This window comes from Thalassotalea euphylliae (genome assembly GCF_003390395.1).
GTDB lineage: Bacteria > Pseudomonadota > Gammaproteobacteria > Enterobacterales > Alteromonadaceae > Thalassotalea_F > Thalassotalea_F euphylliae_C.
Map to the genome: position 1 here is coordinate 1,614,219 of NZ_QUOV01000001.1, position 25,174 is coordinate 1,639,392.

General features: G+C 43.2%; 24 protein-coding genes. 11 read left to right on the forward strand and 13 right to left on the reverse strand.

Translation table 11 applies throughout. The features are described from left to right. Window positions 1-35: 35 nt before the first annotated feature. From DXX92_RS07160 to ahpC, 3 genes are all read right to left on the reverse strand, one after another. Complete coding sequence (locus DXX92_RS07160; protein ID WP_115999826.1) at window positions 36-470, reverse strand: CBS domain-containing protein; 435 nt, start codon at window positions 468-470, stop codon at window positions 36-38. 232 nt (window positions 471-702) lie between these two features. Further along, window positions 703-2,295 carry an alkyl hydroperoxide reductase subunit F gene (gene ahpF / locus DXX92_RS07165; protein ID WP_115999827.1) on the reverse strand — a complete coding sequence of 531 codons (1,593 nt, stop codon included), beginning with the start codon at window positions 2,293-2,295 and terminating at the stop codon, window positions 703-705. 208 nt (window positions 2,296-2,503) lie between these two features. After that, complete coding sequence (gene ahpC, locus DXX92_RS07170) at window positions 2,504-3,073, reverse strand: alkyl hydroperoxide reductase subunit C (protein ID WP_115999828.1); 570 nt, start codon at window positions 3,071-3,073, stop codon at window positions 2,504-2,506. A gap of 434 nt (window positions 3,074-3,507) precedes the next feature. On the opposite strand from ahpC, the gene DXX92_RS07175 reads away from it, so the two are divergent. After that, window positions 3,508-4,371: a substrate-binding periplasmic protein gene (locus tag DXX92_RS07175; RefSeq protein WP_115999829.1), complete on the forward strand. Its 864-nt coding sequence runs from the start codon at window positions 3,508-3,510 to the stop codon at window positions 4,369-4,371. A 138-nt stretch (window positions 4,372-4,509) separates the two neighbouring features. Here the strand turns inward: DXX92_RS07175 and DXX92_RS07180 are convergent, their stop codons facing one another. The 4 genes from DXX92_RS07180 to DXX92_RS07195 form a co-directional block, all read right to left on the reverse strand. Further along, on the reverse strand, window positions 4,510-5,334 hold the full coding sequence (locus DXX92_RS07180) for an L-type lectin-domain containing protein (protein WP_115999830.1): 825 nt from the start codon (window positions 5,332-5,334) through the stop codon (window positions 4,510-4,512). A gap of 321 nt (window positions 5,335-5,655) precedes the next feature. Continuing rightward, complete coding sequence (locus tag DXX92_RS07185) at window positions 5,656-7,716, reverse strand: M13 family metallopeptidase (RefSeq protein ID WP_115999831.1); 2,061 nt, start codon at window positions 7,714-7,716, stop codon at window positions 5,656-5,658. 172 nt (window positions 7,717-7,888) lie between these two features. Then, window positions 7,889-8,554, reverse strand: a complete 666-nt coding sequence (locus DXX92_RS07190; protein ID WP_115999832.1) for a TetR/AcrR family transcriptional regulator — start codon at window positions 8,552-8,554, stop codon at window positions 7,889-7,891. Between the two features lie 22 nt (window positions 8,555-8,576). Further along, on the reverse strand, window positions 8,577-9,800 hold the full coding sequence (locus DXX92_RS07195; RefSeq protein ID WP_115999833.1) for a threonine/serine ThrE exporter family protein: 1,224 nt from the start codon (window positions 9,798-9,800) through the stop codon (window positions 8,577-8,579). A 270-nt stretch (window positions 9,801-10,070) separates the two neighbouring features. Here DXX92_RS07195 and DXX92_RS19100 point away from each other — a divergent pair, with 270 nt between their 5' ends. After that, window positions 10,071-10,247, forward strand: a complete 177-nt coding sequence (locus DXX92_RS19100) for a hypothetical protein (RefSeq protein WP_181901713.1) — start codon at window positions 10,071-10,073, stop codon at window positions 10,245-10,247. 9 nt (window positions 10,248-10,256) lie between these two features. On the opposite strand, the gene DXX92_RS07200 is transcribed toward DXX92_RS19100, so the two are convergent. Then, entirely contained in the window at window positions 10,257-11,048 is a 792-nt protein-coding gene (locus tag DXX92_RS07200) for an NRDE family protein (RefSeq protein ID WP_115999834.1), read from the reverse strand. A 118-nt stretch (window positions 11,049-11,166) separates the two neighbouring features. Between DXX92_RS07200 and DXX92_RS07205 the strand changes: the two genes are divergently transcribed. The 3 genes from DXX92_RS07205 to DXX92_RS07215 all read left to right on the forward strand — a co-directional run bounded on the left by DXX92_RS07205 (window position 11,167) and on the right by DXX92_RS07215 (window position 14,123). After that, on the forward strand, window positions 11,167-11,937 hold the full coding sequence (locus DXX92_RS07205) for a class II aldolase/adducin family protein (RefSeq protein ID WP_115999835.1): 771 nt from the start codon (window positions 11,167-11,169) through the stop codon (window positions 11,935-11,937). A 67-nt stretch (window positions 11,938-12,004) separates the two neighbouring features. Next, entirely contained in the window at window positions 12,005-13,180 is a 1,176-nt protein-coding gene (locus DXX92_RS07210) for a mandelate racemase/muconate lactonizing enzyme family protein (RefSeq protein ID WP_115999836.1), read from the forward strand. Window positions 13,181-13,247: 67 nt separating this feature from the next. Further along, window positions 13,248-14,123, forward strand: coding sequence for a D-hexose-6-phosphate mutarotase (locus tag DXX92_RS07215; RefSeq protein WP_115999837.1), 876 nt, complete (start codon window positions 13,248-13,250; stop codon window positions 14,121-14,123). A 33-nt stretch (window positions 14,124-14,156) separates the two neighbouring features. On the opposite strand, the gene DXX92_RS07220 is transcribed toward DXX92_RS07215, so the two are convergent. Together DXX92_RS07220 and mutH are read right to left on the reverse strand one after the other, a co-directional pair. Next, window positions 14,157-15,584, reverse strand: coding sequence for a sensor domain-containing diguanylate cyclase (locus tag DXX92_RS07220; RefSeq protein ID WP_115999838.1), 1,428 nt, complete (start codon window positions 15,582-15,584; stop codon window positions 14,157-14,159). Window positions 15,585-15,720: 136 nt separating this feature from the next. Next, on the reverse strand, window positions 15,721-16,404 hold the full coding sequence (gene mutH, locus DXX92_RS07225; RefSeq protein ID WP_115999839.1) for a DNA mismatch repair endonuclease MutH: 684 nt from the start codon (window positions 16,402-16,404) through the stop codon (window positions 15,721-15,723). A gap of 149 nt (window positions 16,405-16,553) precedes the next feature. Here mutH and rppH point away from each other — a divergent pair, with 149 nt between their 5' ends. The 6 genes from rppH (at window position 16,554) to DXX92_RS07255 (ending at window position 23,340) form a co-directional block, all read left to right on the forward strand. Then, complete coding sequence (gene rppH / locus DXX92_RS07230; RefSeq protein WP_116002335.1) at window positions 16,554-17,060, forward strand: RNA pyrophosphohydrolase; 507 nt, start codon at window positions 16,554-16,556, stop codon at window positions 17,058-17,060. A gap of 478 nt (window positions 17,061-17,538) precedes the next feature. Continuing rightward, the gene (ptsP, locus tag DXX92_RS07235) at window positions 17,539-19,797 is read left to right on the forward strand and encodes a phosphoenolpyruvate--protein phosphotransferase (RefSeq protein ID WP_115999840.1); all 2,259 of its coding nucleotides are present in this window, start codon (window positions 17,539-17,541) and stop codon (window positions 19,795-19,797) included. A 58-nt stretch (window positions 19,798-19,855) separates the two neighbouring features. Continuing rightward, window positions 19,856-20,647, forward strand: coding sequence for a sulfite exporter TauE/SafE family protein (locus DXX92_RS07240; protein ID WP_115999841.1), 792 nt, complete (start codon window positions 19,856-19,858; stop codon window positions 20,645-20,647). Window positions 20,648-21,081: 434 nt separating this feature from the next. After that, window positions 21,082-21,903: a prolipoprotein diacylglyceryl transferase gene (gene lgt / locus DXX92_RS07245; protein ID WP_115999842.1), complete on the forward strand. Its 822-nt coding sequence runs from the start codon at window positions 21,082-21,084 to the stop codon at window positions 21,901-21,903. After that, complete coding sequence (locus DXX92_RS07250; protein WP_115999843.1) at window positions 21,900-22,751, forward strand: thymidylate synthase; 852 nt, start codon at window positions 21,900-21,902, stop codon at window positions 22,749-22,751. The genes lgt and DXX92_RS07250 overlap by 4 nt, the downstream gene beginning before the upstream one ends. Before the next feature lie 187 nt (window positions 22,752-22,938). Next, the gene (locus DXX92_RS07255) at window positions 22,939-23,340 is read left to right on the forward strand and encodes an MAPEG family protein (RefSeq protein ID WP_115999844.1); all 402 of its coding nucleotides are present in this window, start codon (window positions 22,939-22,941) and stop codon (window positions 23,338-23,340) included. A gap of 246 nt (window positions 23,341-23,586) precedes the next feature. On the opposite strand, the gene DXX92_RS07260 is transcribed toward DXX92_RS07255, so the two are convergent. The 3 genes from DXX92_RS07260 to DXX92_RS07270 form a co-directional block, all read right to left on the reverse strand. Further along, a complete protein-coding gene (locus DXX92_RS07260) occupies window positions 23,587-24,042 on the reverse strand; it encodes a GNAT family N-acetyltransferase (RefSeq protein ID WP_220347685.1) in 456 nt (151 codons plus the stop codon). 60 nt (window positions 24,043-24,102) lie between these two features. Then, window positions 24,103-24,405 (reverse strand): DUF6559 family protein, encoded by a 303-nt coding sequence (locus DXX92_RS07265; protein ID WP_115999846.1) that lies wholly within the window; start codon window positions 24,403-24,405, stop codon window positions 24,103-24,105. A gap of 276 nt (window positions 24,406-24,681) precedes the next feature. Beyond that, window positions 24,682-25,005: a hypothetical protein gene (locus DXX92_RS07270; protein ID WP_115999847.1), complete on the reverse strand. Its 324-nt coding sequence runs from the start codon at window positions 25,003-25,005 to the stop codon at window positions 24,682-24,684. Window positions 25,006-25,174 lie beyond the last annotated feature (169 nt).

Consider the following 25,174-nt stretch of genomic DNA (forward strand, 5'->3'; position numbering starts at 1 on the left):
GCTTTGGGCTTTGTGCTTTGTGCTATAGGCATTGGCTAAAGGTTGGTGTTTGATGGTTCTATTTTGTCGTGAAGTAAGCGAATAATATCTTTGGTGGTTACAATCCCCACAGGTCGTTTATTTTCATCCACAATTGGCATGCAGGTTACTTGGTGTTCATGTAACTGCTTGACGACATCGGTAAGACTGGCACTTGTTGGTAAGCAAATGGGGTTGCGAGCAGCGATTTGATGTACCCGCTTATTTAGCGTCGCCGCGTCTCTTGCGGTTTCAGAAGCAAGGCCAACATTAGGACTCAGTGCTCTGAATAAGTCGCGATCCGAGAGTACACCGCATAGCGCATTGTTGTTATCAACCACAAGTAAGTGGTGGAACTTATATTGGTCAAAGATCTCTTTAACTTTGTTCAGGCGCTCATCAAGGTTAATTTTGATGACATCGCGAGTCATGAATTCTGCAACACTAAGCATTCGTCTACGTTACTCACTCTGCTATCTAATAGAGGCTGTATCTGTTTTGCCATTATTTGGCACAAGACCACTGGTTTACCCGTACAGGAAGTTTTTCAAAAGGCAGACATAAACCGCTGTTAGCAATAACTATTTCGCCGATTATAGCGCAAAAAACAAAAAAAGCAGCCGAGGCTGCTTTTTAACTTTTCTCAATTTAGGCGATAACGCCGTATTTGGCTTTTAAATGAAATTAAGCCACTTTTTCAACTGAACCATCGCTGATTTCTTCGCCTTTTTCATCGACCTGGCGAATCAAGTAATCAAACGCTGCTAAGCTAGCATTGGCGCCGTTACCCATAGCGATAACGATTTGTTTGTATGGTGAAGTGGTTACGTCACCTGCTGCAAATACACCTTCCATTGAAGTTTCGCCGCGCTCGTTGACAATGATTTCACCACGGTTAGTTAAATCAATGTCACCATCTAACCATTCAGCATTCGGTACTAAGCCGATTTGAACGAAGATACCTGCTAGTTCAAGTTCGTGACTGTCACCTGTAGCGCGGTCAGTGTAAGCAAGGCCAGTTACCTTGTTACCGTCGCCCAATACTTCGGTAGTCTGCGCTTGGGTAAGAATGGTAATGTTACCCATAGATTTTGCTTTGCGTTGCAATACTTCATCAGCGCGTAGTTTTGAGTCAAACTCTAGTACAGTCACGTGCTCAACAATACCTGCTAAGTCAATCGCTGCTTCAATACCAGAGTTACCACCACCGATTACCGCTACTTTTTTGCCTTTAAATAGTGGGCCGTCACAGTGAGGGCAGTAAGCAACACCTGAACCGCTGTATTCAGCTTCACCAGGTACGTTCATTTTTCTCCATCGTGCGCCAGTAGCAACAATCACACTCTTACTTTTTAGTGTGGCACCGTTGTCTAGTTCAATGTTGACTAGCTCGTCTTTGCTTAACTTAACGCCTTTTGCGCCAGTCATAATGTCAACGTCGTAGTCTTTTACGTGCTCTTCAAGGCTAGCAACTAATTTAGGGCCTTCGGTTTTCTTTACCGAGATAAAGTTTTCAATACCGACAGTTTCTAGTACTTGGCCACCGAAACGGTCAGCAACAATACCAGTTTTAATGCCTTTACGTGCAGCGTAAACGGCAGCTGATGCACCTGCTGGGCCACCGCCAACAATTAATACGTCAAACGCTTCTTTTTCGTTAAGCTTTTCTGCTTGCTTAGCACCAGCGTTTTTGTCTACTTTCTTTAAGATGTCGGTTAATGTCATGCGACCTTGACCAAAGCTTTCACCGTTTAGGTAAACGCTTGGTACTGCCATAATGTTGCGTTCTTTTACTTCGCTTTCGAACAAGCCACCATCAATCATAGTGCTAGTAATTTGCGGATTGATTGCTGCCATAATGTTTAAGGCTTGTACTACGTCAGGGCAGTTTTGACAGCTTAATGAAATGTAAGTGTCAAAGTGGAACTCGCCTTCTAACGATTTAATTTGTTCAATTTCTTCTTCCGATACTTTGATCGGGTGACCACCTGAGTGCAATAGTGCTAGCACTAGTGATGTGAATTCGTGACCTAGTGGAATACCAGCAAATACGAGTTTTGTGCCGGCTTCTGAGATAACTGTCATTGACGGCTTACGCGCTTCTGCGACGGTGTTATCTTCGATATTGATAAGCGTTGATAGTGATGCAATATCGTCTGCCAACTGCTTTAATTCTTGAGATTTTGCGCTGTCATCAAGGGCAAGGCTTAATGTTACTTGCTTTGTGATGTTCGCTAAATAAGTTTTCAACTGCGTTTTTAAGTCTGAATTTAACATGATCAACTCCTGCGCTCACATCAATTGATGCAGCAATGCTAATAAAATTGGGGTTATGGTGGCTTAGCTTAAGTCGTGACAGTGAGAACTACTGTTTCGCTTTGTTATCAAGCTAAGCCATTTAGAAACTCTTTGAATCAGCAGATAAGGCTTAGGCCTAAACCTTATCTGCAAGTAGAGCTTTCTAGGCGTTAACCTAAAGGCTAGCTTAGATTTTACCTACTAGGTCTAAAGAAGGAGCAAGTGTCTCTTCACCTGGAGTCCAAGCTGCTGGACATACTTCACCGTCGTGCTCAGCTACGTATTGTGCAGCTTGAACCTTACGAACTAGCTCAGATGCAGAGCGACCAATACCTAAGTCGTGAATTTCAGCAACTTTGATTTCGCCTTCTGGGTTGATTACGAAAGTACCACGTAATGCTAAACCTTCTTCTTCGATTAGTACGCCGAAGTTGCGAGAGATTTTACCTGTAGGGTCAGCAAGCATTGGGAACTTGATCTTGTTGATTGTGTCTGACGCATCGTGCCATGCTTTGTGAGTGAAGTGAGTGTCAGTTGATACTGAGTATACTTCAACGCCCATTTCTTGAAGCTTAGCGTAGTGGTCAGCCATGTCACCTAATTCAGTAGGACATACGAAAGTGAAATCTGCAGGGTAGAACATTACTACAGACCATTTACCTAGTAAGTCTTGCTCAGTTACGTCAACGAAATCACCGTTGTGGAAAGCTGTTGAGTTAAATGGTTGTAATTTTGTATTGATTAATGATTGAGTCATTTTCGTTCTCCGTATAGTTGTTCTGTAATGAACTAAAAAAGTCTGTTTGTTTGTTACGGGGAGAATGATAGGGGAAGTTGTGTCTAATTCAAAATTAATTGAGTAGATTGTTGCAATCGAAAAAAGTGAACGATGAAGCTTTAAATGTTAGGCTGCTGAATTATAAGGGTTTATTGGTTGCTTTTAATTGCCGACTTATAGGTTGTCATGTAATTGAATTAAAAAATTCATAGTTGATTATTGAACCGTTTTTCTAAATGGTGATTTAGTGCTCAATTATTAGCACAAAAAAGCTATAAAATTGTGCCTTACCCAAGCATTAACTATTTTGCCGTATTAGATTTCAATCGCTTTGTTTTGCTGCGCGCTAGAATATCAATAAATGTAGGCTACCAACTTAAATTGCAGTAGAAGGGGGTTAAGGCTACCATTGGTTGATTCTTGGTTGGATTCTTTCCTTTATTTGTTTGAGTGCAGTACCTTTGCCATTGACCATTAAGCTGCTGAAAAAGTTATTACGACCGCTGGTTGTTTTCACCATTTTACCTGCATCTACCGCCATCTATGCGGCATCTAAAGTCACGTTAATTGGGGCGGAAGTCCCTCCGTTTTCATGGCAGCAGGAAAATGAGGTTGTTGGCATTAATATGGATGTTGCCGCACAAGCAGCGCAAACCATGGGTTATCAAGTTGATCGTAAAATTTTGCCACTAAAGCGCGCGCTATCAACCCTATCACATCAACCAAATACCTTGATGGCGGGCTTAGCGCGCACCCCAGAGCGCGAGCACCTATACACTTGGATTGGGCCCGTTGTATCAATAAAAGTGGGCTTGTTAAGTTGGCAAGAACATATAAAAGCTAGCCAAGGCAAGCAGTTAATGGCAGGTAGTGCAATTGCATTAGATGATGCTGGTTCAATTGCCTCTGAAGCTCCGCATTATCGTGCAAAGCTTTGTGTTCATTACGACACGCCAATGGAAGCGTGGCTGAAAAACCATGGTGAAACAGACTATATTGCGGTAACCAGTGAACATGCCTGCTTAAGCTTACTGGCAGAAAAATTGGTAAAACATTGGTTTACAGAATTCCACTTAGCCCGCTATTTAACCTCAAAGTCTAGTTATCCAGTAGAAAACTTAGTTGAACATGAAGTGCTTATTGAGCCAGAATTGTATTTAGCTGGTGGCTTAAACATGTCATCAACGGATATTGAAGAATGGCGCATGGCACTGGAACAGATGGCTGAAGCTGGCGATATCGATAAGATTATTAAGCGATATGTTGCTGATTATTAAGCTTTTCGCGGGTTTGAAAAAATAACTGTCTGGGGAATCTAGTGCTAAGTAAGCACTGTAAAAGCAATATGACAATACCTGCTATGCAAGCATTGTCATACCTAAGATTATGCGGATTGGCATCAATACGTTATATAACTACTTGGCTTTTCTGCGACATCCGATGCCAATCAGGCCAGCTAACATTAAGGCAATAGCTGGCGGCGCATCAATTGCCGTAGCGGCACTGATGGGCGCAAAATCATTGCGAAATTCAAAGCTAACAATCTCGTGTAAGCCGCCACCAGCTGCGGTACCAGAGGTAAAGCCAAAGAAAGCATCGCTACTGCCCAGTTCATTAGCTAAATCAACATTTAGTGATAAACCTGCATCGCTAGAGCGAGATCCTGTATTTGACCACCGTACTTCCAGCAAATCATTAATACCGTTGTAATCAATCCATGCGGACCAAATACCACCGGTATTAAATGCATCGCTTTCAGATGCTTGTGCAACTGATTGGCTGTTACCGCCAAGGTTGATACCGACATGGTTGCCATCAATATCGTTTAGCGTTGTGTTTGTCCAAGTGTCGAACTCAATGCCTAAACTATTGGCAATCCCTTGATAGCCAATGCCTAAACCTTGACTCCCCACATTGGTGTCATTTGTTTGTACGACAAACACTAAGCCGTCAGCACCTTGTATGCCATCAACGTCGGTTAAACCGACTGGTTGAGAAATTTCAAAGGTAAAAAACGCACTAAATGAGGTGTCGTTCATTAGGTTAATCGATGAACTTAAAAAGGCGCTACCACTTTGTGAGAGCCCTTGAGTGAGTACCAAGCGATCATTATTCTGTGTAGCATCGCCATTAAGTTGCCATGCTGAGGTGTCGGAAAAATCCGTTTGGCTTACGATCATACCAGCTGTTGCTGGTAGGCTAAGCATCGTTGCTGTAATGAAACTAGCTAACTTCTTCATATTTCATCCTTGCATTACTAAAGTTTATAACAACATTGCCAGCAAATATCGCTAGCGTATTAAACAGGGCGAAATTTAATCTAAAAATACCATTTAGTAAAGCATTAACATATTATTTACAACAATTTGCCGACACACCTAATAGGTGAGCAAGTAGCTGTTCGACTTTTTCAAAGCTAAATGAGGGAGAGAGTTAAAAATTGAGGCAAGTGGTCAATATGAAAACTGTGGGGCGAAATTGCCGGAAGGGGATAAACTTGAGTTATAGGCCAACTAAATCAGCATAACCCTGAATTAGTTGACCTATACGTTATGGTTTTATTACCAAATTTTCACACGTTGTTCTGGCGCGATATACATCGCATCGCCTTCTTTTACGTCAAATGCTTGGTAGAATTCATCCATATTCGATAGTGAACCTAACGCACGAAACTCACCCGGTGAATGAGGGTCAGTCGCTACACGATTACGCATTGATTTTTCAACGATTTTCGAACGCCAAATTTGCGCGTAACCCATAAAGAAGCGTTGGTCGCCTGTTAGGCCATCAATCACTGGTGCTTCTTTACCGTTGAGTGACGCCTTATAAGCTTTGTAAGCGATAGTCACACCTGATAAATCACCAATGTTTTCACCTAACGTCAACTTACCGTTAACGTTTAAGTCTTCAAACACTTGGTAGCCATCGTATTGCTCAACTAAGTTTGCAGCGCGCTTTTGGAATTCCGCTAAATCGTTTTCAGTCCACCAGTTACGCAGGTTGCCGTCAGCGTCGTAGCGGCTACCTTGGTCATCAAAGCCGTGACCCATTTCATGACCGATTACTGCGCCAATACCACCGTAGTTAACGGCATCATCAGCACCCATATTAAAGAATGGTGGTTGTAAAATTGCCGCCGGGAAAACAATCTCGTTAACGGTTGGGTTGTAGTAAGCATTGACCGTTTGCGGTGTCATACCCCATTCCCATTTGCGAATTGGACCGCCTAACTTTTCGACTTCTTTTTGGTGCGATACTTTACCTGAGCGAATGATATTGCCCACTAAGTCATCGCCTTTGATCATCAATGATGAGTAATCTTCCCACTTGTCTGGGTAGCCGATTTTCGGGGTAAACGCAGCAAGTTTAACTTGTGCCGCTTGCTTGGTTTCGTCAGACATCCACGCTAGGTTGTCAATTGATTTACCGTATGCGCTGCGTAAGTTTTCCACTAGCTCGCTCATACGCGCTTTGGCTTCAGGCTTGAAGTGGCGTGATACGTAAACTTTACCGATCACTTCACCTAAGTTGCTGTTTACCACGCTAACGCCACGTTTCCATTGAGGGCGTTGTTCTTTACGACCACTTAACTGTTTTGAGAAAAACTCAAAGTTTTCGTTGTCTAAATCGGCCGTTAAGTAGCTTGAGTAGGCACTTAGCGTGTGGAATTTTAAGTAGGTTTGCCAGTCAGCAAGTGGCGTTTCTGCTAATACTTTACCAAAACCTTCGATAAAGTCTGGTTGGTTAACAATTAAGTCTTTTTGCGAAGCAACACCTTGAGCTGCTAGGTATGCTGACCAATCAATGTTTTCTGAAACACTCTTTAAGTTAGCTGTTTCAAATTTGTTGTAGCGCTTTTCACTGTCGCGTGATTGCACACGTGTCCAGTGGTATTCAGCCATCTTGGTTTCTAATGCTAATACCGTTTCGGCCGCTTTTTCACCATTGTCAAAACCAGCTAACGCAAACATTTTCGCGATATGAGCTTTGTAGCCAGCGCGCAAATCAACAAAGCGCTCAGCATCGTTAAAGTAGTAATCTTTGTCAGGTAAACCTAAGCCACCTTGCCACACATGGGTTGCATAACGGCTAGAATCTTTGGCATCAACACCAATGTATAAATACATTGGGCTGGTAACACCAACTGATTGGTACTGACCAAAAAACGCCATTAAATCAGACTTGTTTTTTAATGCCTTAATGTCATTTAAAATTGGTTTAATTGGCATGATGCCTAAACCGTTACGCTTTTCTTGATCCATATAAGCGCGGAATAAGTCAGCAACTTTTTGCTCATCTGAACCTGCTTGCAAGTTAGGTGTAGCAGCTAGCTCTTCGATGATTGCTTTAACGTTTTCGTCAGCTTCATCACGTAAATCGTAGAACGAACCAATAGCCGTTTTATCGCCTGGAATTTCAGTTGCTTTTAACCAGCCACCGTTAACGTAACGGTAAAAGTTGTCTTGCGGGCGAACACTCATGTCCATATTGGCTTGGCTGATACCAGAGGCAAGTGCGGTTTGTTTGAAACTTGTTTCAGTAGTTGCTGATTCTGATGTGGCGTTACAGCCAGCTAGTAATAGCAATGATGAACAAATTGCAGAAGATAGAATTGTTTTCATATAGGTACTCTACATTTTCTACTTGGAATGTTTTAACGCACCAGATAGTAATGAATCTGATCTGGAAGCGCTATCAAAAGTTAATGGTGTGTTAATTTTGTGTATGCTAATTGTGTTACAAAATATGTAAACTTATTGGGAAATCAGGTTAGCGCATTGCCAACGACGCCATTTATTTTTTGGCAAGAAAGACATTAACTGCGCACTCGCACATTTCTTCAATGCTATTAGCGTCAGCGTATATACCATCAATTAACAAGCGTGCAATGCCATGCATAGTGCCCCACGTTACTTGGGCGAGGCGCAAGGTATTTTCCTCTTTAGGTAAAATGCCTGCCTGTTGCCAAGCTTTGGTCATCTCCACCTGATGTTGAAATACCGGATAGGCGATGTCGCGCAGTTCTTGGTTGGAATGATCGTTTTTCCATAGAGTGTGGCCAAACATCAAGTCGTAAATTGCTGGGTTGTTGGCAGCAAAGTCGATGTATTTAAAGATAAATTGACGATATCTGTCGTTAATTGGCCGCTCTGTATCGTTGAATATTGCTTGTTCGATGGCTTGCCAGCGCAAAAATCCCTCTGCCGCAACAGCACACAATAAGTCGTGTTTGTTTCTAAAATGGTGGTAAGTGGCGGTACGCGACACGCCAACTTTCTCTGCTAGTTTACGTAACGACAGCGCTTCAACTCCGCCCGCATTAATCATTTCTGATGCGGCTTGCAATAAAGTAGGGCGCAAGTCACCGTGGTGGTAGCTACTTTTGGCTGAAATATTGGTGCTCGTCTGAGTAGTCAGTGGCTTAGTTTGTTTTTTGTCTGTGGTTGATTTAGCAGTCATTTAAGTTACAAGGCTTTCTTGTTTACAACGTATTGCGTGAGCGTACCGCAACATTAGCGAAAATTAAGCCTGCAACAAGCGACATAAAAATCAAAAAAGTTTGCGAGGCGGTATCTGGCGTATTCAACATATTTTGGCCAGAAACAGCGGAGTTTAATCCGATATACACTTTACTGCCAGGTACCAATACAACCAGACCAAGTAGCATAACAATACTGCTTGGCAAATTCATCACGCGTGAGAATAAGTTGCTGTAAACGCCTAAAGCAAACGCCCCAGCAAAGGCACCAAGCGCATAGCCTAAATAAGGTGTCGCCAAAAGTGTCGCGCCATATGCAATATAGCCGGATATTATCCCCCAAGGTGCATCTTTTTTGCGCACTTGGAACATGATGACAAGGGTCATGGATAAAATGGTTACCGCAACCCAAGAAGTCCAATTGGGCATAGCTGATGGCTGGATAAATTCAGCGGTTCCCCAAATTAAGTTACCAATAGCGATACCCAAAACGGCGCCAAAATACAGCTTAAAGAGCACCATAATGGCATCCATTATGCGGGCGGTTCCCGACACAAGGTGTCGAGCAGCAAGCTCAGACAAGCCCAGCGTTAGTGACAGGCCGGGAATAAACACAATAATGGCCGACAATATCACCAGTGCCATATTGATGTGGGGATCGTAATTAGTCACCGCAGAGGCAATTAAGGCGCAAACCAACGCCGATAAAGGCTCTAGCGACTCTGAAATTCGCTGTGAGCGTTCAGACCAGAAAACAAACAGGGCAACCACCAAACCGAGTAAGCCTGACCAAAGTACGTCATTCCAACTGGTGTGCATTAACATGGCAAAGGCACCACTTGACGCACCAAATGCTAAAAATGTGATGGTTTTACCGTATGGGTTGGGTTTGTTGTAGATCTCTTCAATGCGCTCAGTTGCTTCGGCTAAGCTGCGTTGACCTGAGCTTAACTCGTCAACTAACTCATCAGTTCTTGCAAGCGAGCCAAGGTCTAAATCACCCGGTTTTACTCGCACAATATAATTGTGTTCGCGATGTTCATCATCAATTAAGACAAAAGTAAGCGAGGTAGGTGTAATAATAAAAGATGCTTTGACACCAAGAAAATTGGCGACGTTTTGCAGGTGTGCTTCAGAGCGAAAAGAGTTAGTGCCAAACTTATGGAGCGCTTTACCTAAACTAATGATAAATCTGCGCTTTTGTTTGAACTCTGCACTTTGTGGCATGGCTGGTTAAACCTTGATTATTCTTGCTTTGATACTTATACCAAGTTGATTAAATTCTCGCTGAGTGCTCAAATAATTATTTAACTTGATATTATTTAGCGTATGGTAAACAAATCTTGTGAGTTTTACAGTCAAAACTTGATACTGGGTATGCCTAACGGCGCTAAAGTAACCAATTTACGTATTTTTACCGTAAATTAAGCCATTAGTCGCAATGCAATCAATTACTCGTTAACCAAGTAAATATAGGATCATAAATCAGGATTCCACATGACGTTACTTATTATTCTTGCCCTTGTGTTTATCAGTGTTGCCATTATGGTGGTATTAGGGGAAAAGTTTGGTAAACCGCTCGATCAGCCGACACAACAAAAGTACAGCAAGATTTTAATTGTGCTGGTGTTCGCTTCTTTATTTATCGCAATTCTAAAAAATGCCTTTGGCTAATGTTTTAAGTTAGTTATTTTCAGTTTGCCAAGAAAATTCAACTTGGCTGTCAACATCGCCACTCGTGTTGTAGGTCACTTCGGTTACCTGTGCCACACCGTCAACGCGCAGCGTATAAACACATGAAGAGCGAGTACCGTATTCCTCGCCGCGAATAAAAATAGCGCTTAACTGCTTTTCCCATTCATAGGGTAAGCCAGTTTTGGGTAATAGGTTATCCGGTGCAGTTTGGTTATCTTGCAATAAACCGAGCAAGTCTTGGTGGTTAAGCTCGCCAGTATTTTGGCTTTCGATAAAGCGCTCAAGGGCTTGCTCACCACGTGCCATTTTTGGCCAAATGTCGTCTAATGCACCATTGCACAAGCTAAAAAATCCAGCCTTATTCTCAGTAAATTGATGATTAACGCTATCAAAGCAGGTTAAACCATGTTGATCGCCATACAGTAAGTTAAAACCTTGATATTGCTGGTACTGCTCGCTTAGTAACTGGGTTAGCTCTGTTTTTCCAAGTTGATGCGCTTTTAATACAAGTTCACCGCGACTGGTGTATTGACGTGAATTATCAATTGGCAGCTTGCGAAAGTTGGTTAGTGCGGCAAATTTTCCTGAGCGGGCAATCGCCAGCCAAGTGCCACCTGCGCTTAAATCTTTGCCTGCGAGTACACAAGGTTCAATGTCAGCTGTTGGTGATTGCCACCAATGCATTGCGGCTGTTGGTCGTTGCCTAAATTCGTCACGATTTGCCGCAATGATTAACGGATATTTAGGATGTTGATGTAAGGCAATAAACAAAATGCACATATTTGTTAAAGTCGGCGGCTAATTTATGAGTAATCGCTATAACTTAGCGGATCACAGCCTTTAACAAAAGTCTGGGGTGCGTTAAAGTTGTCGTCAGCACGATAGAGTGGAAAACAACATGTTCGAACTTCCTCAACTTAACCTAAAAGATAAAGTTTCAGACGCCGAATGGCAGACTCGTATAGATTTGGCGGCTTGTTACCGTTTAGCCTACTTACACGGCTGGGATGATTTGATTTATACCCACATTTCAGCACGTATTCCCGGCACTGACGAGTTTCTTATTAATGCCTTTGGCTTAGCATTTGACGAAATCACCGCGTCTAACTTGGTGAAAATTGATCTGCAAGGCAACATTTTAGATAAAGATTGCCCGTTTGAAATCAACCCAGCAGGCTTTACCATTCATAGCGCAGTACACGAAGTGCGCCACGATGCTATGTGCGTAATGCATTTGCACACCAATGAACTCATTTCGGTGGCAACCTTAAAAAATGGCTTGCAGCCACTTAGTCAATATTCAGCATTTGCGTTGGCCTCAATGAGCTATCACGGTTATGAAGGTTTAGCAGTAAACGAAGATGAAAAAGCGCGCTTACAAGCAGACTTAGGTACGGCTAACTTTATGTTACTGCGCAATCATGGTGGCTTAACTTGTGGTAAAACGATTGGTGATGCGTTTATGCACATGTATGACCTAACGCGCGCTTGCCAAGTACAATTGCAAGTTCAAGCGACGGGCCAAGAACTGATTGAAGTTGACCAAAGTATTGTCGACAACATCAAAGCGCAAGCGAATGTCGTACACACAGGTTTAACTGGTGGGCAAAAATCATGGCCAGCAATGTTGCGCCGTATCTACCGCCTTGACCCGAGCTTTGCAAGTTAATAACTGCACGACAGCGTCTTGCTTCAGTTAAAATAGATAAATTCAGATAAATAACAGAGAATCCCCAATGAAAATTACCCACGTAGAAATTTTTGATATCCATTGCCCTGAGCGTCCACCATGGAATCCGGTATTTGTTCGTATTCATACCGACGAGGGGATTCACGGGGTGGGTGAAGCTGGTTTGGCTTATGACTGGGGTCATAGTGCTGCAGCAGCGATGATCAAAGAAATTGCCGAGGCGGTATTAATTGGCTTTAACCCGTTTCAAACCGAACTCTTGTGGTCGCGCATGCTACGTGAAAGCTTCTGGGGACTTGGTGGTGGCCCTGTACTTTATGCGGCGATGAGTGCTATTGATACCGCGCTTTGGGACATCAAAGGTAAGGCATTAGGCTTACCTGTTTATCAGTTACTTGGTGGTAAAACGAATACCAAACTGCGCACTTACGCGAGCCAGTTACAATTCGACTGGGATAAAGAGTGCAAAAAATTGATTGAGCCAGCCGAGTATGCCGAAGCTGCGTTAAAAGCGATGGCCGAAGGCTATGACGCAGTGAAAGTAGACCCTATTGTTTATGACGCCAATGGCGAATCTTCGTTTGATCGCACCAAGTTATTTACTAAACCACAAATGCGTTTGTTTGGTGATCGCTTGCGCGCTATTCGCGACGCTGTGGGTGAAGATGTTGATATTATTTTTGAATCACACTCACTAATGGGGGCTGCTTCTGCAATTCAAATGGGTGAAGTGATCGAAGAAGTTGGCTGTATGATGTACGAAGAGCCAGTGAACTACTTAAACTCAAAAGTGCACAAAAAAGTGTCTGATCGCGTCAATGTGCCAATTGCTGGTGGTGAACGTTTGTACCACCGTTGGGATGTTCGTCCTTATTTTGAAGATCAAAGTATTGATGTACTACAGCCAGATGTTGGCTTGTGTGGTGGTTTCACTGAAGCGAAAAAAGTGTGTGACTATGCCGATACTTACGATATTCGCGTGCAAGCACATGTTTGTGGCGGGCCTGTCGCAACGGCAGCGTCATTACACTTAGAAACGGCTATTCCAAATTTCTTGATTCACGAGCATCACACCTACGCCATTAAAGCGTGGAACCGTGAACTTTGTATTCAAGATCCACAGCCAGTTGATGGCTTCTTTGAAGTGTCAGAAACACCGGGCATCGGCATAGAGCTTAATGATGAAGTTGTTAAGCGCTCACCACACGTTACGGTTAAATAAGCACTTAGCCAGCAACTCATTGCCATTTGACTAGACACTTTATTTGTAAACCGACCGCGGAGCTAACATGACATTGATTGGTGAGAATAACTTTGGCCGTATCAAGCAAGAAGGGCTAGGGGAGTCGCTAGCGCAGCTAGTGATTGAACATCAATCCTGTCGTGCTCGCGTTAGCTTGTATGGCGGCCAAGTACTTGCTTGGCGGCCAAGCGGGCAAGAAGAAGTCTTTTGGCTATCAAATTCGTCTGATTATTCACAAGGCAAGGCGATTCGCGGTGGCATACCGCTGTGTTGGCCTTGGTTTGGTGCACACCCTAACGCTGAGGGTGCGGGTAATCATGGCTTTGCTCGTAACGTGGTCTGGCAACTAAGCAGTTCAGAAATTACTGAAGCAGGAGTAGAGCTTGAATTGGTATGGCAAGGGGAAAACCAGCACCCGCAATGGCCTTTTAAAACCAAAGTGGTGCAAAAACTTGTCTTGGGTGAAACGTTTACACAGCAACTAACCATTGAAAACCAATCACCAGACACGATTGAATTTACTGGCGCATTACATAGCTACTTTGCCGTTAGTAACCCTGCTCAAGTGACTATTCCAAACCTTGATAATGTGCCTTTTGATTGCAAACTTAGCGAACAAAAAGGCCAGCAAGACTCGCTAGAAAACTCAGTAGGGCCGCTGGATCGCATTTACTATTCTGATCAGCCAATGAAGATTATCGACGCTGGCAAGCAGCGAGTAATTAACCTAATGCCTAATCAAGTGAACAATTGGGTACTATGGAACCCTGGGCAGAAAACGGCGGCAGGTATGGCAGATGTCCATGCTGGTGGCGAACAAGAGTATGTTTGCCTTGAAGCGGCGAATATTCAGCCACTTACCATTGCATCGGGAGAGTCGGTGACGTTTGGCCAAGTGATTAGTTTAGCCAAGTTATCGTAACTAACTTACCGTAAGTAATGCCTTAGCTAATAGCTACCCAATAACAACACAGTTTCGACCATTTTCTTTGGCTTGATAAAGGGCGCGATCAGCGCGTTTGACAATATCATTTAGCGATTCTACGTTTAAATCACCTTCTGCTAAGCCAAAGCTTAATGTTACGTTAACCATGGGCGATTGCTTATCTAACCTTATTTGTCGGCTCGCTATGGTTTGGCGAGCGCGTTCGGCAATTTCAAATGCCTGCTTACGCCCTGTATCGGGTAGCATTATAATAAATTCTTCACCGCCCCAACGAGCCACGACATCAAATTGTCGCAGTGAGTTCGACAGCTCAGTGGCGATGACCTTTAACACTTCGTCACCAGCCAAATGCCCGTGCTGATCGTTAATACTTTTAAACTTATCAATATCAGCAATTACCACAGACAAAAACCGATGTTTACTGCGAATATCTTCTGCTTTCCAGTTAATAAAGCTGCGATTGGGGAGTTTAGTTAAAAAGTCAGTTTCCGAGTCTTTGACTAAATCATGCTTAAACGCGGTATTTTTATATTCAAAGGCAAAATATAACGCCAGTATAACCAGCAGAAATACAAAAACCGTACTAACGAGTTGCTGCCAGTAAGTACTTTGTTTATACGGCGGAGGAGCGACAAGATAAAGGTGCCACTTAAGCTCAGGAATCGCAATTTTGCTGATCACGTATTGACTGCCATTGACCTCAACCATATCGCTTGAACGCCCTTGTTTTTCTTGCGCAGCAAAAGGTTCGAACCAAGGCAAACTGGTTAAATTTACAATTTCGTCTTTGCGGTGGTGGCTTTCGGTTTTCATCAGTGATGATGAGGTGATGGTGATATTATGCTGCTGATCAGCAACATATAATTCGTAGCCAAATTTATCGCGAAAAGTGCTAAAGCTCGCAGAGAAATGGTCAAGATCAACCCCGACTCCAGCAAAGCCTAGAAACGCGCCCTGTGCATCGCGCAGTTTTACATCAAAATAAAGGTGTGGGTTTTCTACATTGCCGATATCGGCAATTTGCTCTTGCTCGGAGCCTTTCAAGCGGTGAAACCACTCCGCACGTTCGCTGGTCAGAGGCGCTTGCTTATAGTCTGAGTCAAGCATGAAGTTATGCTTTTCAAAGGCAACAAACGCCAACAATCCGTAGGCATCGCTAATCCCCTTAAGGTAAGAACCAAGTTGCTCGATATTAACCGTATCTGCCTGAGCCACTTGATTAATAAAGTGATTCTTGGCGATATGGTGAGAAATCGTCAGCGGGCGAATAATTTCATTGGTGGCAAGAGATAATAGCGGCACTAACGCTTGTTGCTGATGGTTAAAGTGATCACGAATCACTTTATTAAAGGTGAAGTACGAGGTAATTATCAGCACGATAACGGTGGTGATAAATATTAAGGTTACATGTCGATCAAATCGTTTTGTTAACCTCATCTAATGCACTCACACTGACCGCTGTTTAAAACTAAACCACATCATATTGAGGATGTGATGCGGTTGCAACTATACAGAAATATGCACTCGCCCAACGTAAACTGTTATTTCAGCCAGAAACCGTTGACTATTAAAGCTAGCCAACCCTTAAGTACTTTTTAATTAAGCCGTGGGTAAAGGGTATTTTAAGATAAAAGCCTCGCGGTAGTGTTTTAAAGCGGCGGCCATGTTTATCAAAGGCATCAGTTTTGGCTTTGCTGTTCGCGGCTTTTGGCCTTAGCTGCATTACTTGCCCGTGTTTGCCGCTAATATTTTCTACTTCACCGAGTACTATCATGTCGATTAGCTCTTGCCAGTCGTTAGCGAGTAACGCTTCTTCTTCTGGTGAGGGCGACCATAAAAAAGGCATGCCAACAATTCGATCAGGGACTGGCATTTCTCGTTCAGCGACAATTGGCACCCAAAGTACGCGCTTTAATTTATTTTTTACATGACTATTTTGCCAATTCGCACCCACTAGGCCGGTGAGTGGAGCAACGCTTACAAAGGTGGTTTCTAGTGGTTTGCCTTGGCGATTAATGGGAATAGTTTTTAGTTCAATGCCAAGTTCAGGAAAATCAGGCTCTGGTTTTGAACCAGCGGTAGCACCCAAAGTGTATTCCAGTAACAGCCCCGGCCAACCTTTATCGCGGCGCAAATTAGCAGGTACTTCAATGCCCGCTTGTGCTGCAATATCACCTAGGGTAAAGCCCGCAAGACTTTGTGCTTTGGTTATTAATGCGTGCTCAGAATCGGGAATATTTTCTTTTGGAGTAATCATTTAGTGACGCTAGGTACAACAACAAGGTTAAGTTTGTCGACATTCTACCCTGATTATTCAGCGGCAAAAAATAATCTGGCAAATAATTTGCTCAGGCCATGACTTTGTGGAAGAATCAAAGCATAACGAATTTGTTGCTGGGAGTTCCTGTGATAGATGCCGAAGGCTATCGAGCCAATGTCGGCATAGTAATAATCAATGACAGGGGACAGGTATTTTGGGCAAGGCGTTTTGGGCAACATTCATGGCAATTTCCACAAGGTGGAATTGATGAGGGCGAGTCTGCTGAAAAAACACTTTATCGCGAACTATACGAAGAAGTGGGCTTAAAGCCAGAACACGTTAAAATTGTTGCAACAAGCAAGCATTGGCTAAGGTACAAATTACCAAAGAGATTTATCAGACACGATAGTAAACCCGTATGTATTGGCCAAAAACAGAAATGGTTTTTGCTAAAACTCGTGGCAGATGATTCTGCTGTGAATTTAATGCACTCATCACACCCCGAGTTCGATGATTGGCGTTGGGTAAGTTACTGGTATCCTGTCAGACAGGTAGTATCTTTTAAGAAGGATGTTTATCGCAAAGTGATGAAAGAATTTGCCTCAAGCGCAATGCCTTTTCATCGTCATGACCGTAGAAAACGTCGTAGCTGATTGTCGTAAAAGATTATTATTATGTGTTAATCGCCTGCTTATCGCGGGCGATTTTATTATCTTCTGCCGTATCTTCTGCCGTATTTTCTGCTTAAGATTCTGCAGTAATACCAATTTGATTAGTTATTTAGCCTCTCAGAATGACATAAGCAGTATTAGAACAAACGAAATTTATGACGATATAGTCGTTCTACATCAATTGAATTTTGTGCATTTATCATGCTGCTTATGCATTTCCAAGGGCGAGTTTTAAAGGCTCATATACTGCGTTATGCCATTTGCTTTTCGTTCAAAAAAGGGGAACAACCAATCTCTGCATGAAAAGCCTTATTTATGAGCCTTTAAATTCTCGCTGAGTGATCAAATAATTATTCAATTTGGTATAGTGTGGAGCCATCACCACGACTTCTTTATAGAGAAACATTAGAGCAAATATATCTGAGCAAATTGCGCAGTAAGCGCTTAGAAAAGGAATTGCATGTTAACCACGTTACGCCGCATTGTGTTGGAGTTTGGTCGCGAACCGGAGTTGGAAATCGCGCTGCAACAGCTTGTGACGCAAGTAAAACAGGCGATGAATACTGACTGTTGCTCTATCTACTTAGCTGACTATCAGCATCAGCATTTCTTATTAATGGCCTCAGATGGTCTTGCTAAAGGCTCCTTGGGTTACACTCGTATCGGTTTTACTGAGGGCCTTGTCGGCTTAGTTGGTCAACGTGAAGAGCCGCTCAATATCGCCAATGCTCATGCGCACCCTCATTTCAAGCAAGCACCAGAAGTTCAAGAAGACGACTTACGGGCGTTTTTGGGCACACCGATTATTCATCAGCGCAAAGTTATTGGCATTTTGTCAATTCAACAAAAGCAATCGCGTAGCTTTAACGAGAATGAAGAAGCCTTTCTAGTTACGCTTTCGGCGCAGTTAGCGACGGTGTTAGCAGATGCTGAAAAGCATGGCAAAGCGGCACAAACAGGCTTGCAGCCGTTTCAACAGTTGTCGGGCATTGCGGGCTCTGCTGGTGTTGCTATGGCGCCTATGCGAGTGGTGCAGCCCAGAGCTGATTTAAAAAAACTATCGCTGCAAAAAGTGTATGCCAGCGCCGAGCAAATTGAGCGCTATCACAAAGCGGTGCTAAAAACGCGCGTTGATTTTGAAGCTATGAGCTTGAAACTCAACCACATCGTCGCGCAAGACACGCTTGATATTTTCGAGATGTACAAGCAAATGCTCGACAACGCGAGTATTGGCAAAGAAGTTGAAGCTAAGATAAAAACAGGCTGGTGTGCTGAAAGTGCGTTAAAGCTGGTAATTGATCACTATGCCTTACAGTTCGAAGCGCTTGAAGAAGCCTACCTGCGAGAGCGTGCGAGCGACATTCGCGACCTTGGTAACCGTGTGCTGTTTAACTTACAGCAACTGTCGTTGGAAAACGAAAAATTACCTGAGCAGTTTATCTTAGTCGCCGATGATGTAACCGCCTCTATGATTGCCGAATACCAGCAACGCGGCCTGCAAGGGATTGTTTCGGTAACGGGCTCTAACAATTCACACGCAGCGATTCTAGCGCGTGCCATGGGGCTACCTGCGATAATGGGTATTAGCTCATTGTCGCTTAGCCATCTTGACCATCAACAAGCGATATTGGATGGCTACAGCGGCGATTTATTTATCTCACCCGATGCCACGTTAATTCAAGAATATCGTCACCTGATTGAAGAAGAAACGGCATTAACCGAGAAAGTAAAGGCGGTAATTGGCTTACCAGCGGTAACACCAGACGGTCGGGGTATTGAACTGGTACTTAATGCAGGTTTAAGTGCGGGCTTTGAACATTCGCAAAAGGTCGGGGCGCTGGGCATTGGGCTTTATCGCACTGAAATTCCTTTTATGAATCGCAGTTGTTTCCCGTCAGAGCATGAACAAACGGTGTGGTACCAAGAGGTTTTAAAAGCCTTTCCAAGCCATAACGTGACCATGCGTACCTTAGATGTGGGCGGCGATAAAGCATTGCCTTATTTCCCTATTCAAGAAGACAACCCGTTTTTGGGCTGGCGCGGTATACGCATTACGCTCGATCATCCTGAAATATTTTTACTGCAAGTACGCGCCATGATCCGCGCCAATATCGGCTGTAATAATTTAGAAATTATGTTGCCGATGATCTCTAGCGTGGGCGAAGTTGATGATGCTGTGCGCTTAATTAATCAGGCGTATCACGAGTTGTGTACTGAATATGAGCAAAAGCTGACTAAACCGAGTGTCGGCATTATGCTGGAAGTGCCGGGGGTACTTTATCAGTTAAAAGAGTTAGCCCAGCGGGTAGACTTTTTCTCGGTTGGCAGTAACGACTTAACCCAATATTTGTTGGCCGTAGATCGCAATAATTCGCGGGTTGCCAATATTTATGATTTCTATCATCCAGCGGTGCTCCGAGCGCTCAACTTTATTGCGCAAGAATCGAATAAGTATTTGGTGCCATTAAGTTTATGTGGTGAATTAGCCAGTGAGCCTTCAGGAGCTCTGCTATTATTAGCCATGGGGTACGATAAATTAAGCATGAATTCGTACAACATTAGCCGCGTTAAATGGGTGATACGCCACGTTGAATTGCAACGCGCCAAAGTCATGCTGTCACACGCACTAACCCTTAGTAATGCTCAACAAGTTCACAATTACCTGAGCGAACAATTGGAGTCACTTGGCCTAGGCGGTTTTGTTAGAGCGGGTATGTAGCTTTCGTTGCGTTACTGCGATAGGCAAATTTAGCAATCACACAAATTAAAGAGCTGAGATGCTAACCACGTTTTTTATTTCTTGTTTGGTATTAGGTGCCCTCGTTGGCCTGCTGGCGGGCTTACTTGGCATAGGTGGTGGCTTAGTGATTGTGCCAGCACTGGTCTATTTACTGCCCATTGCTGGCGTTGACTCATCGGTTGTTATGCCAATTGCGCTAGCAACATCGCTGGCAACCATCGTATTAACTTCTATCTCTGCGGTACGTGCACATCATAAAAATCGCAATATTCCTTGGGAATTGGCGCGGCAAATCATGCTTGTGGTCGCTGTTGGCGCCTTACTTGGCGCTTTTATCGCTGATACCTTGTCAGGCCAAACATTAACCTACATTTTTGCCACTGCGGTTAGCTTGTTAGCGGTTTACATGCTGGTTTCCATTAAACGACCTACCTCACGAGCGATGCCAAGTGCGTTTGTTTTTCAAGTTTCAGGCTTAATTACGGGCATTATGGCAAGTTTGATGGGGATTGCAGGGGGCGCAATATTAATTCCATTGCTCAGTTATTTTGGCGTGCAAATGCGGCAAAGTATTGGTGTTGCTACTGCCTGTGGTTTAGTGGTTGCGCTGTTTGGCTCACTTGGCTATATCGTCACAGGGCTTGAACAAACTAACTTACCGAGCTGGAGCTTAGGCTATATTTATTTGCCCGCACTGGTGGGGATCAGTTTAACGTCATCTTTATTCGCGCGTTATGGCGTAAAACTTTCAGCGAAATTACCCGTGCGAACGTTAAAAAAAGGGTTCGCGGTATTTTTAATTCTCGTGGCGATAAGAATGGCGTTTTAGCTGTCGTTAAAACCTCGCTAAATAATAATACCAATCCGCATAATAATATGCTCAACTCAGAACTATTTCAGCGGTTCAAGTACAAGAAAAATTTTTGCCGATATAGTCGTTCTACATCTAGAAAATTTTCAGCCGTAATTGTGCCGCTGAAACGTTCCCGAAGGGCTTGGCTAAAACACTTTACTGCTGCGTTGCATGTTCTTATTCTCTGTTTAGAAAAAGAGAATAACTATGACGAGCAAATATGCGCCTTGCATAAAAGCGTTTTATCTCAAGCTGAGTGAACATTTATTTATGCGCATTGGTATATTGTTACAAATAACCGATAGCAAGCACAGAGCAGTGCTAGAATTTGCCCGTGGAACTAGGCATAATCTAATCAAATTTTAACAACCTATCGCCAATGCAAAGTTGGTGGAATTATAAGAATTTTCATGTCCTCTGAATTTATTCAATTTCCGGCTATAGACCCGGTAATTTTTAGTGTTGGCCCGGTAGCAATCCGCTGGTATGGGTTGATGTATTTAATTGGCTTTATTGCCGCCATGTTTATCGCTAATCGCGCTGCTGATAACAGCAAAGGCGAATGGACACGTGACCAAGTAAGCGATTTACTTTTTTATGGTTTCCTTGGGGTGATTCTAGGTGGCCGTTTAGGCTATGTATTTTTCTACCAGTTTGAATATTTACTGGTTGAGCCGATGTACCTCTTTAAAATTTGGGAAGGGGGCATGTCGTTCCATGGCGGCTTGCTAGGCGTTATTACCGCAATTTTCTTATTTGCCCGCAAAACCAACAAACGCTTCTTAGCGGTTGGTGATTTTGTTGCGCCGCTTGTGCCAATTGGCTTAGGCATGGGGCGTATTGGTAACTTTATTAACGCTGAACTTTGGGGACGCCAAACTGATATGCCGTGGGGCGTTGTCTTCCCGAATGATCCGCTGGCAGTGCCGCGCCATCCTTCGCAGTTATATGAGTTTGCACTTGAAGGCGTGGTGTTATTTGCCATTCTTTACTGGATTGTGCGCAAACCTCGAACGCTTGGCTTAGCATCAGGGGCTTTCTTAATTGGTTACGGCGTATTTAGAACCTTTATCGAGTTTTTCCGCGAACCCGATGCACACTTAGGCTTTATTTTTGCCAACGTTACCCAAGGCCAAATTTTGAGTTTCCCAATGATTTTAACTGGCGTTGCCATTATCTTGATTGGTCGTAATATGCAAGCGAAAGCGGCGATTGCTGGAGCAAGCAAATGAGACAGTATTTAGATTTATGCCAGCGCATTGTTGATGAAGGTGTTTGGGTTGATAACAAACGCACAGGCAAACGTTGCTTAACGGTAATTGACGCTGAACTTAAATATAATGTCGGCAACAATGAATTCCCGTTAATCACAACTCGCAAGAGCTTTTGGAAAGCCGCGATTGCTGAATTGCTTGGTTACTTGCGTGGTTATGACAACGCTGCCGATTTTCGTGCCATTGGTTGTAATACGTGGAATGCCAACGCCAATGAGAACGACGCTTGGCTCAACAACCCTCATCGCAAAGGCGACGACGATATGGGGCGTGTTTATGGCGTACAAGGCCGCGGCTGGGCAAAGCCAGATGGCGGCGTGGTTGATCAACTAGCGAAACTGGTTAACGACCTGAAAAACGGCATTGATGATCGCGGTGAAATTTTATCTTTCTACAACCCTGGTGAATTCCATATGGGCTGTTTGCGCCCATGTATGCACACACATAACTTTTCTTTGTTAGGTGATACGCTTTACCTTACCAGCTATCAGCGTTCGTGCGACGTGCCGCTAGGACTTAACTTTAATCAAATTCAAGTGTATGTGTTGCTGGCGTTAGTGGCGCAAATTACCGGTCACAAAGCTGGTATGGCCTATCATAAAATCGTTAACGCACATATTTACGAAGACCAGTTAGACTTAATGAAGAATGTGCAACTGAAGCGTGAGCCGTTTGCAGCACCCAAACTCAATATTAATCCGGATATTAAAACCCTAGAAGATATTGAAACTTGGGTGACGCTAGACGACTTCTCAATAGAAGGTTATGAGCATCACGACGCCATTGCATACCCGTTCTCGGTATAGCAGCACGGTAATTAACTAGTTGAACTTAATAGGAGCATAATTGCTCCTATTTTTTTATCCGCTGAGCTTGGCTCCTAGTCTCAACTATGATTCGCTCGATTCGTATAATTTAGCTTGCTTTTAGCTTAGTAATTTCAATAAGCTTTTAATATTAAATAAAAAACATAACAACAATAAGGATTTCACTATGAGTATCTCAGCAGAGTTAGCAATTACGGGTTTGTACACCAGCTTGCTAGCAATATTATTTATTGCCTTGTCATTTAACGTCAGCCGATTGCGCTTAAAGCATAAAGTGAGCATTGGCAGTGACGGGGTAAGGGCATTAGAAAAAGCCATTCGTATTCAAGCCAATTTTACTGAATATGTGCCGCTGGCATTAATTATGTTAGCCGTATTGGAACTGGCTGGCTTAGCTGAAATGTGGCTACACATTTTTGGCTTAACCATTTTGCTAGGACGTGTGCTTCATGCCATGGGCTTAACTAAAACTTTAGGGGTCTCTCTAGCGCGCCAAATCGGTACCTTGGCAACCTTTATTGTCTTGCTTGTAATGCCAGTGACTTTTTTGGTGATGACTTACCTATAAGCGTTTGAGGCACTGGCTTGTAACTAATGGTTTATTGCTTATTATCGCCAATTGGCTTCTGCAACTCGTCGGCTATCGCCAGTAAATAGGGCATAGCGATAACACTTAGTTATACAGAAAAGTATCAAGCAGTGCATACCAAGTAATAAATGTTAAAAAACGCGCTTAATGCGCGTTTTTGTGGCTAAAATCTAGTCAGTGTCTAGTCAGTGTCTAGTCAGTATTTAGTCAGCACTTAGCCAGCGTTTAGTTATCACTTAACAGCATGCCGATATGTGGAATATCATCTTCTAGGTACATTTCGGTCACTTGTTTAAAGCCATGTCGGCCATAAAATTTTGCCAAATGCTCTTGCGCTGAAATTTTAATCGCCTTTTCATTAAAGTGCGCTTGGCAAGTGGCGATGCCTGTGGTTAATAGGTCATGACCTAAGCCTGTGCCACGGGCGCTATCAGCAATAATTACGCGGCCAATGCTGTTGTATTCTTGATAAGTGGTTCCTTTGGGAAGAATACGTAAGTAAGCCACAATGTTATCGCCACTATACTGGAATACATGCAAGGTTTGAGGGTGACGATCTAGGTCGTCAAGGTCGGGGTAATAGCAAGTTTGCTCGACAACAAACACATCTATTCTAAGTTTGAGAAAATCGTAAAGCTCGTTGGTGGTAAGCTGCTCAAAAGACTTAATTTGCCAGTTCATCATAATTCAATATCGCCAAAGAATGGCGATATTGAATCACAGTTTTGCTTGTCTTAACAACTAGCTGGCTTGTTTTAATACTTGCAGGTGTCCTTCATAACTTTTGTTAGCTAAATAGCTAATAATTTCCTGCTTGTATTCCTCAATGTTCATCTCAGGAAACTCTCTTGCTAACACGTTATCAAGCTCACAAGGCTCTAGGAAAAGCAAATAGCCAAGCGGAAGGAACTTAGGGTTAAAATCTTTTTGATATACGGTTGCGCGTATTTGGTGGGCAGAGTAGAACTCTTGTTTACCGTAGCGTTTTTCAAGTGTTGGCTGCAACTTAGTGCCGTACTTTTTTAATGACCAATATCTAAACATAGCTATTCCTTAGCGTTTACAACGCGGCAGACGTCATATTGCCGCCCATAATTCAAGGTCAAGAATTATACAACTGTATTAGGCGTTTGCAATGATCAAATCAAAACAAATTGGTAACAAATTGATTACAAAATGAATAAAGTATTCAATTTAACGTTAGCGTTGAGTTTTTACTTGGCTAGCCCTTGTTTTGTTAGTCAGGCTAGGGTTATTCAGAGCAAGCGTTAGCCAGATCATTAGCTATTCAGGGTCGATGTCAGCTAGCGAATGTGACAGTTAGCGCGTAAACGAGGTGTAGGCTACCATTGTAGCTCTATCTTGTTCGTCAAACTCAATCGTGCAGCTTATGCTATGAAAATTTAACCAGCTGCTGTGCACAATACGTTTACCTTGATCGCCAAGTTCAATTTGATAACTCGATAAAGTAATAGTGGCCAGTTGTCGCTCTATGCTTGAGATTGAGGTGCCTTGATTAACATTCCCACATAAAAAGTAAACTTCCTTTCTCGCTTCGTTTGCAAAGCAGGCAAATACAATAAACGCCGATATTACAACAATAAGAAGAATGTATTTAGGGTTTAGGAAGCGGGCTCTAGTCATATTAAATGCGACTTTGTTTGGTTTGACGTGAAAACACACGTAAAAACAGCGAGAAAATCAGCGGAAGTAGAGCGTCACTCCAAATGCTTAGTCAGCGATATGGCTCAGCTTATTCAGTTCAACTCATTCAATTCAACTAATTCAGCTCAGTTAATTTAGCTCAACTAAT

Bases quoted from the DNA above. Each gene is read 5' to 3' on its own strand.
- DXX92_RS07160 (WP_115999826.1), bottom strand. From the start codon at position 470: ATGCTTAGTGTTGCAGAATTCATGACTCGCGATGTCATCAAAATTAAC.
- ahpF (WP_115999827.1), bottom strand. From the start codon at position 2,295: ATGTTAAATTCAGACTTAAAAACGCAGTTGAAAACTTATTTAGCGAAC.
- ahpC (WP_115999828.1), bottom strand. From the start codon at position 3,073: ATGACTCAATCATTAATCAATACAAAATTACAACCATTTAACTCAACA.
- DXX92_RS07180 (WP_115999830.1), bottom strand. From the start codon at position 5,334: ATGAAGAAGTTAGCTAGTTTCATTACAGCAACGATGCTTAGCCTACCA.
- DXX92_RS07185 (WP_115999831.1), bottom strand. From the start codon at position 7,716: ATGAAAACAATTCTATCTTCTGCAATTTGTTCATCATTGCTATTACTA.
- DXX92_RS07190 (WP_115999832.1), bottom strand. From the start codon at position 8,554: ATGACTGCTAAATCAACCACAGACAAAAAACAAACTAAGCCACTGACT.
- DXX92_RS07195 (WP_115999833.1), bottom strand. From the start codon at position 9,800: ATGCCACAAAGTGCAGAGTTCAAACAAAAGCGCAGATTTATCATTAGT.
- DXX92_RS19100 (WP_181901713.1), top strand. From the start codon at position 10,071: ATGACGTTACTTATTATTCTTGCCCTTGTGTTTATCAGTGTTGCCATT.
- DXX92_RS07200 (WP_115999834.1), bottom strand. From the start codon at position 11,048: ATGTGCATTTTGTTTATTGCCTTACATCAACATCCTAAATATCCGTTA.
- DXX92_RS07205 (WP_115999835.1), top strand. From the start codon at position 11,167: ATGTTCGAACTTCCTCAACTTAACCTAAAAGATAAAGTTTCAGACGCC.
- DXX92_RS07210 (WP_115999836.1), top strand. From the start codon at position 12,005: ATGAAAATTACCCACGTAGAAATTTTTGATATCCATTGCCCTGAGCGT.
- DXX92_RS07215 (WP_115999837.1), top strand. From the start codon at position 13,248: ATGACATTGATTGGTGAGAATAACTTTGGCCGTATCAAGCAAGAAGGG.
- DXX92_RS07220 (WP_115999838.1), bottom strand. From the start codon at position 15,584: ATGAGGTTAACAAAACGATTTGATCGACATGTAACCTTAATATTTATC.
- mutH (WP_115999839.1), bottom strand. From the start codon at position 16,404: ATGATTACTCCAAAAGAAAATATTCCCGATTCTGAGCACGCATTAATA.
- ptsP (WP_115999840.1), top strand. From the start codon at position 17,539: ATGTTAACCACGTTACGCCGCATTGTGTTGGAGTTTGGTCGCGAACCG.
- DXX92_RS07240 (WP_115999841.1), top strand. From the start codon at position 19,856: ATGCTAACCACGTTTTTTATTTCTTGTTTGGTATTAGGTGCCCTCGTT.
- lgt (WP_115999842.1), top strand. From the start codon at position 21,082: ATGTCCTCTGAATTTATTCAATTTCCGGCTATAGACCCGGTAATTTTT.
- DXX92_RS07250 (WP_115999843.1), top strand. From the start codon at position 21,900: ATGAGACAGTATTTAGATTTATGCCAGCGCATTGTTGATGAAGGTGTT.
- DXX92_RS07255 (WP_115999844.1), top strand. From the start codon at position 22,939: ATGAGTATCTCAGCAGAGTTAGCAATTACGGGTTTGTACACCAGCTTG.
- DXX92_RS07260 (WP_220347685.1), bottom strand. From the start codon at position 24,042: ATGAACTGGCAAATTAAGTCTTTTGAGCAGCTTACCACCAACGAGCTT.
- DXX92_RS07265 (WP_115999846.1), bottom strand. From the start codon at position 24,405: ATGTTTAGATATTGGTCATTAAAAAAGTACGGCACTAAGTTGCAGCCA.
- DXX92_RS07270 (WP_115999847.1), bottom strand. From the start codon at position 25,005: ATGACTAGAGCCCGCTTCCTAAACCCTAAATACATTCTTCTTATTGTT.